The organism is Arachidicoccus sp., assembly GCF_050436765.1.
Classification (GTDB): Bacteria; Bacteroidota; Bacteroidia; order Chitinophagales; family Chitinophagaceae; genus Arachidicoccus.
Genome location: NZ_JBNQGD010000122.1, coordinates 1 through 12,549, shown reverse-complemented (window position 1 = coordinate 12,549; position 12,549 = coordinate 1). Strand labels below are relative to the sequence as shown.

12 protein-coding genes are annotated in these 12,549 nt (G+C 36.3%); 6 read left to right on the top strand and 6 right to left on the bottom strand.

Annotation, left to right across the window (positions count from 1 at the left end; all coding sequences use genetic code 11):
- Positions 1-391: 391 nt before the first annotated feature.
- The 3 genes from ACQR30_RS05120 to arfB all read right to left on the bottom strand — a co-directional run bounded on the left by ACQR30_RS05120 (position 392) and on the right by arfB (position 3,073).
- Positions 392-1,063 carry a DUF2461 domain-containing protein gene (locus ACQR30_RS05120; RefSeq protein ID WP_429732220.1) on the bottom strand — a complete coding sequence of 224 codons (672 nt, stop codon included), beginning with the start codon at positions 1,061-1,063 and terminating at the stop codon, positions 392-394.
- A gap of 14 nt (positions 1,064-1,077) precedes the next feature.
- Positions 1,078-2,577, bottom strand: a complete 1,500-nt coding sequence (locus ACQR30_RS05115) for an oligosaccharide flippase family protein (protein ID WP_429732218.1) — start codon at positions 2,575-2,577, stop codon at positions 1,078-1,080.
- 94 nt (positions 2,578-2,671) lie between these two features.
- Positions 2,672-3,073: an alternative ribosome rescue aminoacyl-tRNA hydrolase ArfB gene (gene arfB / locus ACQR30_RS05110; RefSeq protein ID WP_429732215.1), complete on the bottom strand. Its 402-nt coding sequence runs from the start codon at positions 3,071-3,073 to the stop codon at positions 2,672-2,674.
- Between the two features lie 99 nt (positions 3,074-3,172).
- Between arfB and dtd the strand changes: the two genes are divergently transcribed.
- From dtd to ACQR30_RS05095, 3 genes are all read left to right on the top strand, one after another.
- On the top strand, positions 3,173-3,625 hold the full coding sequence (gene dtd, locus ACQR30_RS05105; RefSeq protein ID WP_429732212.1) for a D-aminoacyl-tRNA deacylase: 453 nt from the start codon (positions 3,173-3,175) through the stop codon (positions 3,623-3,625).
- A gap of 62 nt (positions 3,626-3,687) precedes the next feature.
- Positions 3,688-4,014 (top strand): nucleotide pyrophosphohydrolase, encoded by a 327-nt coding sequence (locus ACQR30_RS05100; protein ID WP_429732209.1) that lies wholly within the window; start codon positions 3,688-3,690, stop codon positions 4,012-4,014.
- A complete protein-coding gene (locus tag ACQR30_RS05095; protein ID WP_429732206.1) occupies positions 4,011-4,916 on the top strand; it encodes a YihY/virulence factor BrkB family protein in 906 nt (301 codons plus the stop codon). The genes ACQR30_RS05100 and ACQR30_RS05095 overlap by 4 nt, the downstream gene beginning before the upstream one ends.
- Before the next feature lie 21 nt (positions 4,917-4,937).
- On the opposite strand, the gene ACQR30_RS05090 is transcribed toward ACQR30_RS05095, so the two are convergent.
- A complete protein-coding gene (locus tag ACQR30_RS05090) occupies positions 4,938-5,465 on the bottom strand; it encodes a 3'-5' exonuclease (protein WP_429732204.1) in 528 nt (175 codons plus the stop codon).
- 149 nt (positions 5,466-5,614) lie between these two features.
- On the opposite strand from ACQR30_RS05090, the gene ACQR30_RS05085 reads away from it, so the two are divergent.
- The 3 genes from ACQR30_RS05085 to ACQR30_RS05075 all read left to right on the top strand — a co-directional run bounded on the left by ACQR30_RS05085 (position 5,615) and on the right by ACQR30_RS05075 (position 9,259).
- A complete protein-coding gene (locus ACQR30_RS05085) occupies positions 5,615-5,845 on the top strand; it encodes a hypothetical protein (RefSeq protein ID WP_429732201.1) in 231 nt (76 codons plus the stop codon).
- A gap of 264 nt (positions 5,846-6,109) precedes the next feature.
- Entirely contained in the window at positions 6,110-8,767 is a 2,658-nt protein-coding gene (locus ACQR30_RS05080; RefSeq protein ID WP_429732198.1) for a valine--tRNA ligase, read from the top strand.
- A gap of 9 nt (positions 8,768-8,776) precedes the next feature.
- Positions 8,777-9,259, top strand: a complete 483-nt coding sequence (locus tag ACQR30_RS05075; RefSeq protein ID WP_429732195.1) for a GNAT family N-acetyltransferase — start codon at positions 8,777-8,779, stop codon at positions 9,257-9,259.
- A 31-nt stretch (positions 9,260-9,290) separates the two neighbouring features.
- Here ACQR30_RS05075 and ACQR30_RS05070 read toward each other — a convergent pair whose 3' ends face one another.
- On the bottom strand, positions 9,291-9,740 hold the full coding sequence (locus ACQR30_RS05070; RefSeq protein WP_429732192.1) for an FKBP-type peptidyl-prolyl cis-trans isomerase: 450 nt from the start codon (positions 9,738-9,740) through the stop codon (positions 9,291-9,293).
- Positions 9,741-10,048: 308 nt separating this feature from the next.
- The coding region (locus tag ACQR30_RS05065) for a TIM-barrel domain-containing protein (protein ID WP_429732189.1) at positions 10,049-12,549 on the bottom strand (2,501 nt) is incomplete at its 5' end.

Below are 12,549 nucleotides of genomic sequence, written 5' to 3'. Positions count from 1 at the left end.
GGCTTTGGATTGTAAACATATCCCGATTACGAGGATAAAGGCAATTGTTCTCATTTGATGGAACCGTTAAAATGATTCTATCAAAGTTAAATGATTAAAATACATAAAAAGATTATTATTTTATTAAGAAGCAGAATAGTTAAGAATAGAAAACACTCTTCATCCATAAAAAATATTCGACAACCTCTCATCTGATCATAGCTAGTACGAGTAAGCTACAAAGCAATTATTTTTACCCAGTTAATATGCCTATATAACGTGATAGGTTTAGTAATGCGTACTTTAACTAATTCCTCTCATGAAATATCCCGTTCTTTTGCCTATTATTCGTCGAAATGTACCTTTCCAAATCTGCTCTTCCTATTAAATTCTCTTCATCCAAACATAAAACTTAAGAGATATCCATCATTGCTGTATTCAAAAAATCGTTGAAAGGAACCATTGTCTTAAATATATTAGTGCAATAGGCGATAAAATTCTCAGAGAAAACCTCTTTTTCATCCAAAGCGTGATACATGACAAACTGCTTGTATTTTAGGTATTCCCCCATTGGGTCTTCTTTGTCAAAATTCCTGGGAACATTCACTAATTTTTCTCCATCTAGTGTAAAATATTCCCGGAATTTTTTGTTCTGAATAATCTTCAAAAACTCCCTTCCATTATAACTTATTTCCTGACGGATTGATTTTAAAGCTTTGGGGTCTACCATATAGGCACCCCCTGCCAAAAAACTTCCCTCGGGCGCAAGATGAAAGTAATAATTAGCAAAACCATTGCCCTTGCCCCTTGGAGAAATTGCCGCCCCAAAATTGGTTTTATAAGGTAATTTATCTTTTGAAAAACGTACATCTTTATAAATGCGAAAAACACAAGATTTCGCTTCTAACAAGGATACTGAAGGATCAAACTTTGCGATCTCTTTTATCAGGGAAGCGATAAAACCTATAAAATCTTCGTTGGCCGCTAAATATTTGTCTTTATTCGCAGCGAACCATTCGCGATTATTATTGTCTTTTAATATTTTCAAAAACTGAAAGGTTTCTTTTTGAAGTTTCTTCAGCATATATGTGTTTTTTTCTATTTAATAAACTTGCCAATTACCGGCATCGAACGCAACTCTTTTTTCTCTGCATTAAATACCAATAGTAAAAACAGACCCATCAGTACAACGCCCGATAATACACGTATCATAATGCTTTCAGTAAGTGAAGCAACACCCTGATGAATAAAAAACAGAATCAACATTGAGATCAAATAAGCCGATATTTTTTTGACATTATAGGGAATAGGAAATTTCTTCTGTCCTAGCAGGTAACAAATAATCATCATTACAAAATAGCAAATAAAGGTAGTCCATGCCGAAGCATAATATCCATATCTTGGAATAAAAAAATAGTTGCCAACTAGTGTAATAAACGCGCCAAACAAAGTAATGAACATCCCTATGCGCATCTTATCTACCAACTTGTACCAGATAGCCAGATTATAATAGATACCCAGACACAAATTAGCCCCCAGTAAGATAGGAACAACACCGATACCACTACGATAGTTTGGTCCCAAAATATATTGTAAAACGTCCAAGAATAATGCAGTGAATAAAAAAGCAATAGCTAGGGTAATGACAAACCATTTCATTACTCGGGCGTAAATAGGGCGTGCATTTGCATCATTAGACTTATTAAAGAAAAAGGGTTCCGCTGCCATTCTAAATGCTGAAATAAATAAGGTAACAAAAATCGCCAGCTTGTAACAATTTGCATAAATAGCTACCTGTATGTCTGCGCTTGATTTGGATAATGGCAATAACTTTTGAAGCATCAACCTATCCATTACTTCGTTAGTCATTCCGGCAAGCCCACCAATAATCATAGGAGAGCTATAACGCCACAATTGCTTCCAGAGACTTTTGCTAAATTCCAATTTAAGCCCAATCCATTCCTTAAACAATAACAGGAAGGTAACTACTGCTTGCGCGATATTTGCTTGAAGCAGCAACCCTTCAACAGTCTGATGGATTGTCCAATCATGAATAAACCCAGTCTTTATTTTCGGAAAAACACCCAGGAATAAAACATTAAGCGCTACATAAACAAAAATACCCGCAAGGTTTACAAAGGCATATTTTCGGGGCCTATTTTCTTTGCGCAACTTGGCAAGCGGTATTACCGATAAAGTATCAAAAATAATAATGGCTATACACCAAGATATATATATATAGTGTCCATCTACTCCAACAAAATTACCCAACGGTGCACGAAATAAGAAGAGAAGCAAACCAAAGCAAAGCGTACTTATAATATGAGAAGTAAACGCGGTTTGAAATAACGATCTCTGGCTGATACCTTCCTTATTAGAAAAACGAAAATAAGCCGTTTCAAAGCCATATGTAAAAACAATATTTAAAAAAGCGATACAAGAGTATAAGACACTATATGACCCCACCTGCGCCATCCCAACACGTGACCCTACTAAATATGTAACAATCGGAACAGTTAAATAATTAAGGAATTTTCCTCCGATATTACTCAAACCATACCAAACCGTTTGTCCAGCTAATTGTTTTATACCACTCAAGTTTGAAAATTTTGCATCAAAAGTAAGGACTATATTTTTGATTTATGAATTATGGTTGGTCATATAATTACGAATTCAACATATTGTCATTTAATTATTCAAAATCATTAAACTTTGTTCTGTTCTGTTTTCTTAAAGATTGTATTTTCTTGCTTTCCAGCCTTTTTTCTTTCGACGCCCTAGTCGGCTTGCTAGCAAGGCGTGCTTTTTTCTTGATTAATGCATTGTTTACCAAACTGTTCATTTTCTCTACCACTAATTCCTTGTTGGCTAATTGAGACCTTTCTACCTGTGATTTTACCAATAAACAACCATCTTTGGTTATTCGAGATGAAAGTTTAGCAAATAAAACAAGTTTTTGTTCTTCATTGATAAAAGTGGATTCTTCTATTTGCCAACGACCTTCCACCATCGTCTCTACCTTATTCACGTTTTGACCACCTTTGCCACCACTACGTGCGGTCTTAAAAATTATTTCAGAAGTGATATCCATCATAAAAATATAAAGTGCGAATGAGAAATTAAAATTGAATTGAGAAAACACATCTTTATAACAACGTAACTTCGTAGCTATTTTACAAAAATAAACAAATTTATGCGAGCACTTATTCAAAGAGTTTCTCGGGCTTCTGTGGAAGTCGAAAATAAAATTATTGGGAGAATAAATAGTGGCCTATTGATTTTTATAGGAATTGAAACTTCTGATTCAGAAAAAGATATTCAATGGCTGAGTAATAAAATTGTCAATCTTAGAATCTTTAACGATGACAACTCCGTTATGAACCTGTCCTTAAAAGATTGCAATGGAAATATTTTGCTTGTGAGTCAGTTTACCTTGCATGCCAGCACGAAAAAAGGAAACAGACCATCCTATATTCAAGCAGCAAAACCAGAAATGTCAATTCCATTGTACGAAAAAATGATTGCACAACTTGAAAGAGACTTAGGAACGCAAATTGCAACAGGTATTTTTGGTGCCGATATGAAAGTATCTTTACTCAATGATGGACCTGTAACTATCTGGATAGACACGAAAAACAGGGAATAAATTAAATTTAATAGCCGGAAAATTTGCGAATTTTGAAAAACCTCGATAATCAAATTAAGAAAATGACAATAGCACAAGCGCAACAACAAGTAGATGATTGGATCAAAACAACCGGTGTACGTTACTTCAACGAGCTAACTAATTTAGGAATATTAATGGAAGAGGTTGGCGAATTATCAAGACTGGTAGTGCGAACTTATGGCGAACAATCCTTCAAGGATAATGACAAAAATAAAAACCTTTCCGATGAAATGGCGGACGTGTTATGGGTCTTACTTTGCCTTGCCAATCAAACGGGAATTGACTTGACAGAAGCATTACAGAAAAATTTTGAAAAGAAAAACACCCGAGATGCCAATCGTCATTTGAATAATGAAAAATTACAATGATTAAAGAACTGAAGCATATTGTAAAAGCATTTATCGAAACCGTCAGGGACTTTGCCGCGCTTAATATTTTACGCATGAGTGCCGCTTTGGCATATTATACCATCTTTGGATTAGCTCCAATGCTGGTTATTATACTTTCACTGACCTCCATTTTTGCGAGCAAAAAACCTTCAGGCTATATATTCCAGCAAATACGCGCTTTCGTTGGAGATGGGGCGGCAGCGCAAATACAAACTGTTATTCAAAATGTAATTTCGCTCCACCAAGGAACAATTATGCAAATCATTGGCGTTATTGCCTTGTTGATCTCTGCTACAGGTATTTTTACAGAAATACAAAGTTCAATCAACATTATTTGGCGTGTACGTGCTAAACCTAAAAAAGGTTGGTTGAAATTGATCCTCGATAGGCTTCTGAGTTTTTCTCTTGTAATAAGTCTAGGCTTTATTTTATTAGTTTCCCTGTTGGTAAATGCAGTACTCGCAGCATTCATGGATAAATTCAATCGTATATTTCCAGAAACCACCGTTTTCTTCTCTTATATCATTAATATCGCCATTACTTTTTTTACTACAACAATATTATTCGCTACTATTTTTAAAGTACTACCCGATGCGAAAATTAAATGGCGCGATATTTTTATTGGTGCCATTACCACCGCCATTTTATTTATGTTGGGCAGATTTATAATTGGATATTATCTGCAAAAAAGCAGTATTAATAACACTTTTGGCGCAGCAAGTTCTATTATCATTATTCTATCTTGGATCTATTATTCAGCCATCATTTTATATTTTGGAGCGGCTTTCACTCGTGCCAACGCTTTAATTAGAGGAAGACGAATTTATCCGAACGACTATGCGGTAAGAATAGAAACGGTAGAGAAAAAAGATCTGGAATAACAGCATCTGTTGAGTCATTCATCATCTTGCGATGAGAGATTTCACCAGTTTCTCTCCTCCATTTTTAATAATCATATCCAGTAATATTGTCGTAGCCATCGCATCACCACCCGCACGGTGATGGCTTTTCATATCTATCTTTAATTCTTCGCAAATAGAAGATAACCCATGTTTTTCAAAATTAGGGAAGGTTTTCCTGCTTAAATCAAGTGTACATAAAACAGGTGCAGTTAAATTATATCCTGCTGCCCCCAAAAAATGTTGCACAAAAGGAAAATCGAAACTTACATTGTGCGCTACAAATACACGATCTTTTAACAAATTATAAATATGCGCTGCAACCTCTTCAAAATAAGGCGCAGTTGCCACCATATCATTACTTATACCCGTAAGTTTCGCTACATATTTAGGAATAGGGAATCTAGGGTTGACAAGTGTTTCATATTTCTCCTCTACCTCATTTCCATTATATAAAATAATCGCAATCTCCGTTATACCGTTATTTTTTGCTGGACTTCCTGTCGTTTCAATATCTACTACTGCATACATAAATCTGCCATTTGCATTTTAAAAACAGCAGCAATGTTAAGCCTTTTTTCGATAACTAGTTTTATATATAAAACCACTTACCGAAAAAATTGCGCAGAATATCGCCAATTTCAAAAAAAAACTATCTTTGACGTGCAATAACAAAAGCTATGCGTAAGTTTTTTATATTCACTACAATCTTGTTTTCGTTTGTAGCCTGCAAAAGCAGTATTAACGAAGCATCTTCATCCTTTAATACGAATGTAAAAACTAGCCTTCTTCACTCTATATTTAGCGGCTTCAATAAAAGCAATGCAGATTCCTGCACAACGCAACGACCCAGCATCAACCATTTCAACTTCTTTTTAAAAGATGGTTTTGAAAGAAAGTTTGGTTTGTAGCAAGAATCCGTCTTAAAGAAGGCAAAAGTAGAGCCAACCTATCACATTTGCCAGTCATCTCACAGGTCTTTTCTGTTTAAGCATTTTGGGAAGAACATATCTTTTCGTCGGATCATTATTTAATCAGGGATAATTACTTACACCCCACAGGCCAAAAGACTATAGATCTTACGCAGAAATTTATAAAAAAGCCGAATTCTTTTTTCTCCGCAATAGATATTTTTCAAATTGTAAAAATCATTTTCCAACCATTATATTTGCAAAATGGAATTAAGCAAAAATTATATACCCGCGGAAGTTGAAAATAAATGGTCTTCCGTCTGGAAATCGAAGAAATATTTTAATAGCAAACCAGATAACCGTACGCCGTTTACGGTAGTGATACCACCGCCAAATGTTACCGGTGTGCTCCACATGGGGCATACATTGAATGAAACTGTTCAGGATATTTTGATACGCCGTGCACGCATGAGTGGTTTTAATGCTTGCTGGGTACCAGGTAGCGACCACGCCTCTATTGCCACCGAAGCCAAAGTTGTGCAAATGCTAAAAGATAAAGGCATAGATAAGGGCAAACTTTCCCGCGAAGAATTTTTAAAATATGCCTTCGAATGGAAAGAAAAATACGGCGGAATTATTTACAATCAAATAGAACGACTAGGCTGTAGTGTTGATTGGGAGAGGGTTTCATTCACAATGGACGATCATTATTACAAAGCCGTAATCAAAACATTCATCGATCTTTTCAATAAAGGATTGATTTATCGTGGTGCACGCATGATCAACTGGGATCCCGCTGCAAAAACAGCCTTGAGTGACGAAGAGGTAGAACATAAAGACGTACAGGGGACACTTTATTACGTAAAATATTTATTAAAAGAAGATCCTTCCAAATATGTCGTTGTCGCTACTTCACGCCCGGAAACGATTATGGGTGATGTGGCGGTTTGTGTGAATCCCAACGATGAACGATATGTATTTCTAAAAGGAAAACAATTGATTGTGCCATTGGTAAATCGTGTCGTTCCGGTAATTTTTGATGATTATATCGATATCAGTTTTGGTACCGGCGCGCTAAAAGTAACCCCTGCACATGACATCAACGATTATAACTTAGGCATTAAACATAATCTGCAAGTTATAGACACTTTGAATGAAGACGGCTCGTTAAGCGAAGCGGCCCAAGTTTTTGTCGGCCTCGACCGTTTTGTAGCTAGGGAAAAGGTGGTAGTGCAGTTAAAACAAGAGGGATTGTTGACAAAAGAAGAAACATATTCTACCCGTCTTGGTTATTCTCAGCGTTCGGGTGTAGTGGTAGAACCGAGGATTTCTACTCAGTGGTTTTTAAAAATGCAGGAACTTGCAGAACCGGCTTTAAAATCCGTAGTTGATGGTGACATACAAATCCATCCGGGCGATAAATTTTTGGCAACCTATAGACATTGGCTAGAAAATGTAAAGGATTGGTGTATTTCGCGGCAACTTTGGTGGGGGCAACAAATCCCTGCTTGGTATGACGAACAGGGAAACGTGTTTGTTGCAACGACGGAACAGGAAGCCAAGCGTCAAAAGCTAAAAAAAGAAGGAGAAAACACTGATGATGAAAGCACTCTTGACCATTTGGCATTGAGCGTTAAGCTTACGCAGGATCAGGATGTACTGGACACTTGGTTTTCATCATGGTTATGGCCTATAGAAGTTTTCAACGGCATTTCCCAGCCGAATAATGAGGCGTTTAAATATTATTATCCTACTTCTGTATTAGTAACAGGTCAAGATATTATTTTTTTCTGGGTGGCACGAATGGTGATGGCCGGCATGGAATACGAAAATGAGATTCCATTTAAAGATGTTTATTTTACAGGAATGGTACGTGATAAACAAGGAAGGAAAATGTCAAAGTCCTTGGGTAATTCACCGGATTTATTAAATCTGATTGACACTTATGGCGCTGACGCCGTGCGTTTTGGCATTATGATTTCCTCTCCGGCAGGCAACGATTTATTATTTGATGAGGCGTCCTTAGAACAGGGAAGAAATTTCAACAACAAATTATGGAACGCTTTGAAGCTCTTGAAAATGTGGGAAGCTAAAATAGAGGCCGCGACCACTTCGGAAGCAGAAAATAATTTTGCTGTAAAATGGTTTGAAAACAGATTAGAGCAGGTAAAAAAAGAAGCCGAACAACTGCACGGACAATTTAGACTGAGCGAGGGCTTAAAATCAATTTATTCTTTGGTATGGGATGATTTTTGCTCCTGGTATCTAGAATGGATAAAACCTGCATTCGGACAAAATATAGATAAAACTATTTACGAAAAAACAATTTTTTTCTTCGAAGAGTTGTTGCAACTTCTGCATCCATATATGCCTTTCATTACTGAGGAAATATACCATTTATTGAGGGAGCAACTAGACGATTTGTGCATAAAACAATTCTCTCCAGTTCAACCTTTTGATCAAACTGTATTGACGCATGGCGATTTATTGAAGAATATAGTTACCAATATTCGCGACGTTCGAAACAAGAATAATGTAAAGCCAAAAGAAAGTATCCAACTATATATTCAGACCGAAAATAGAAATGTTTTTCATATTTTTCAATCCATTTTAAAGAAACAAATAAATGCGGAAAGTATTGATTTTGTTGAAGAATCAGTAAATGGAACAGTTATTGTGACTATCGAAAAAGATAAATTTTTCATAGCACTCAATCAGCAAATTGACACGGAAGCATTGAAGAGCGGATTATTAAATGACTTGGAATATCAAAAGAATTTCCTGCAAAACGTTTTGAAAAAATTAAATAATGAACGTTTTGTACAGAATGCTAAACCTGAGATCGTAGCGATTGAAAGAAAGAAACAATTAGATGCTGAAGCCAGAATTAAAACAATTGAGGATAGTCTCTCAGATCTGTAATTTTTATTTATGATTGCGCCCGCTACAACTATCGATATTCCAGTCTTACAGGGGATTGTAAAGACTACGTGGCCCGCGACCTATGGTAAAATCTTATCTAATGAGCAACTCAATTATATGCTGGATAAGATATATGCCACGGATGCTTTAGTAGAACAAATGAGTCAGGGCCACCAATTTTATTTATTGAAGGAAGGCGTCGAAAATATTGGTTTTATTGATATTGAGAATACTCAGAAAGCTAAAAGCAAACTGCATAAATTGTATTTATTGCCGGATCACCAAGGCAAAAATTATGGCAGGCTCTTATTAGATTTTGCCATTGCAACAGCAAAAAAAAATGGGTCAAAAATCCTACAACTTAATGTAAATAGATACAATAGCGCATTAGACTTTTATAAAAAAATGGGTTTCTGCATCGTCGAAGAAGTGGATATACCCATTGGTCATGGTTATTTCATGAATGACTATGTAATGGAAAAGGCGCTTTAGCGCGCCTTTTGTATCTTGTTCGCTATTTCAATTAGCTTATTGCCAATAATTCCACATCAAAAATCAAAGTGCTGTTAGCGCCAATCTCCGCACTTACGGCTCTGTCACCATAACCCAAATGTGGAGGAATAAAGAAGCGATATTTACTACCTACCCTCATCAGCTGCAAACCTTCTGTCCAACCTTTAATTACTCTGTTTAAAGGGAAAGTAGCAGGTTGGCCACGTTGTACCGAGCTATCAAAAACAGTTCCATTGATTAAAGTGCCGTGATAATGACAGGTAACATTGCTTATCGCGCTTGGTTTATCTCCCTCACCTTCATTTAAAACCTCATATTGCAAGCCACTTTCCAGGGCTATAACATTAGCCTTGTTTTTGTTTTCGGTTAAAAAATCTTCGCCTAGCTTTAAATTAGCTACTGCTTTTTCCTGATTCTTTTTAAATAAAATATCCGAGATACTCATAGTATTTTTTTGCAAAACTAGCTTTTTTTATTGTTTAATGTGCAAAGCTTCCTGGAAATGAATGATCAACAGTTTGAGTGATACCCAATATTTGGCATATTATACAGAAATAATGCTCAAAATGAATCAACAAACTTTTAAAGTCCCCACTCTTTTCTATTCTTACTTTTTAATAAACGGAGCAGGTTTGCTCCCGGAAGTGCAAAAACATAGTATACCTGCAAAAAATGGAAGGCGGCGATCTTGATACAAAAGTCCCGACCGTCAACGTTAGTCGGGACCATGAATTAAGACTATTAGCTTATTTTAACAAATAGCTGCTTTTAAAAGGCCGAATAATTCAAACTTTTATCTACCAACACTCCACTATCAAACTTAAGATTAAAATGAAGGTTTTGTTTCGCCTTGAATTTAATAATAAAAATCTTATCGTTGCCATTCAGTTCGATTTTGTCCCCTAGGTTTACAAATGTCGGATAAAGAACCTTACTGCCATCAGAATGCAATCTGTCATAAGTCAAATTCTCCATATCTTTTGTATTAAGCGTTTGCACACCTATATATTCATAATCTTGCGGATTATAAGGCAACGCAAAACTCAATGCATTTACATTCGTAAGGTTGGTACCTTTTACTATTACATCAATCGTTTCACGCTTTTTATAAGTCTGTTTTGCAGTACTCATTTCCAAAGAGCCGGAAACTTTTTTCGCGCTATCTTCTAATTTCACACCGCCGTCTAACTGCGTTGCTACCGTAGAAATATCGTAAGCGTCTATTAAATCATTTTTATTAATATCACCTTTACTGATATACCCTTCAAAATCTGCATCTCCTTTTCTCAAACCAGTATAATTCATATAAGAAGTTAGATCGTTGTTGTCAATTTTATGATCATTATTGATATCACCCTGCAAATAGCTTTCCGTTCCAGGCACTTTAAATACATAAAGTTCTCTACCTGACCCATAATTGCCTCCGCCTTCTGTCACTGAAATTTTTATGTAACGAGCCGAAGGATGATGAGCAAAATCAAAAACCTTTTTACCGTTATCTCTAATATTCCAATCAAATGTGCCGGCAATAACCCAATTGTTTTTATCTAAGCTGTAATAAACCGTACCTTTCGCAGGAATACCGTTCCTGCCGCTAATGCGAGGTAGATATTCAAATCTATCCAATTGATTAATGGTTCTTAAATCCATTACAATATCAAAAGGAACCGCAGTTTTACCGTAGCTTGTATGCCAGATGCTATTTTCATCAAAATCGAATAATTTAGATAATTCATTCCCGTCTTCCGAATTGGCCGTCGCCTTTGCAACGATACCGTGAATAGCAAATTCCAAGGGGTTAACATTTGTTGTGGTTGTTAACGCCGCCCAATCTGAAAACCCTCCTTTATTTACTGCCCTAATTTTGAATGCATAATTTGTTTTCGGATTCAGGTTTTCAAATAGGAAATGTGTACCCTTTATTGTTGTATAACGCATATGATCAAACTCAATTTCATAGAAGTCAGCATTAGAAACCGCATGCCAAGTAAGGTTCAGAGAATAAGCAGTTTTGTTACTGTCCGGTACGGAAACGTTCGCAGGAGCTGTCAATATTCCGGAATGCGTTTTTAGGTTATCAGGGGTTTTAAATTCAAATCCCTTGACCTCTACAATAACGCTATTTGAGCTAATATCTGTAGATGCAACTTTAACCCATACTTGAGGGTTCTTAGTTATCTTTAATTTCGCAAAAGGACTACCAGCTGTTGCAAACTGATTTAAGTTCGGCGCGGCATTATAGTAATAGGCATCGCTGCTTTTATTAAAATCTTCCAAAGTTTTCACTTCAGTTAATTTTGATGTTTTGCCACCTATACTGGCCGTAATTTTTTTAGGTTTTGCTGAAACATCTATTTTAAATTCAGTAATTTTTCGTTTTACGAAACCATTAAAACTGCCTTTAGTTGGGTGTATTGTAACGGTCGCATTATCACCGTCCAAACTAGATTCTATTAGCGTTGTAGCTCCAACTCCATTTTTGTACGCTTGCGTAGTTCCGTCGTCATCGTATTGTGTAAAAGAAGAATGCCCAAAGGGATAAACCTCGTAGCTACGCAAGTTCTCATCAATTCCTCCAACATGATTATTCGCATTATTCATCGGAATAATCGACCCTCTTTTTACAAATACAGGTAACTTCCAGATTGGCGCATCAAAACTATTGACAATGCAGTTTCCGTTATATTCCTGTCCCGTAAAATAATCAACCCAAGTTCCATTTGGTAAATAAATATTATTGCGAATATCATTGCCATCTTTATCCATTTCAGTTGCCTGATAAATTGGCGCAATCAAAAAACTCGGACCATACATAAATTGATACGCTGTCGCCTTTCCTAAAGTATATGCATTGGCCTGCTCTAAGAACATTGCACGAATTATAGGTAAGCCTGTCACCGCTTCTTTAGCAAGACTATAAGTGTATGGAAGCAATTCTGATTTTAATTTTAAATAGGTACGATTGATAGAAGCGGTGGGTTCTCCCATCGCTTCCGGATATTTTGGATTTGCGCCCCATCCATCCATATTTAACTGCATCGGAGTAAAGGTTTTCCATTCAAAACATCTTGCATTGATGATAGGGTTTTTACCACCAAAAATACCATCCATGTCAGAGGTTATATTGGGTTGCCCAGATAAACCCGAACCGATAAATGTTGGAATATGGAATCGGATGTATTCCCACTCACCGCCTGTTTGATCTCCAGACCATACGGAGGCATATCGTTGTGTACCGGCCCATCCTTCTAAAGAAATAATAAACGGCC

Coding starts and splice junctions, on each gene's coding strand:
- arfB (WP_429732215.1), bottom strand. CDS start 3,073: ATGATGGATATCACTTCTGAAATAATTTTTAAGACCGCACGTAGTGGT.
- ACQR30_RS05120 (WP_429732220.1), bottom strand. CDS start 1,063: ATGCTGAAGAAACTTCAAAAAGAAACCTTTCAGTTTTTGAAAATATTA.
- ACQR30_RS05080 (WP_429732198.1), top strand. CDS start 6,110: ATGGAATTAAGCAAAAATTATATACCCGCGGAAGTTGAAAATAAATGG.
- ACQR30_RS05090 (WP_429732204.1), bottom strand. CDS start 5,465: ATGTATGCAGTAGTAGATATTGAAACGACAGGAAGTCCAGCAAAAAAT.
- ACQR30_RS05085 (WP_429732201.1), top strand. CDS start 5,615: ATGCGTAAGTTTTTTATATTCACTACAATCTTGTTTTCGTTTGTAGCC.
- ACQR30_RS05095 (WP_429732206.1), top strand. CDS start 4,011: ATGATTAAAGAACTGAAGCATATTGTAAAAGCATTTATCGAAACCGTC.
- ACQR30_RS05075 (WP_429732195.1), top strand. CDS start 8,777: ATGATTGCGCCCGCTACAACTATCGATATTCCAGTCTTACAGGGGATT.
- ACQR30_RS05100 (WP_429732209.1), top strand. CDS start 3,688: ATGACAATAGCACAAGCGCAACAACAAGTAGATGATTGGATCAAAACA.
- dtd (WP_429732212.1), top strand. CDS start 3,173: ATGCGAGCACTTATTCAAAGAGTTTCTCGGGCTTCTGTGGAAGTCGAA.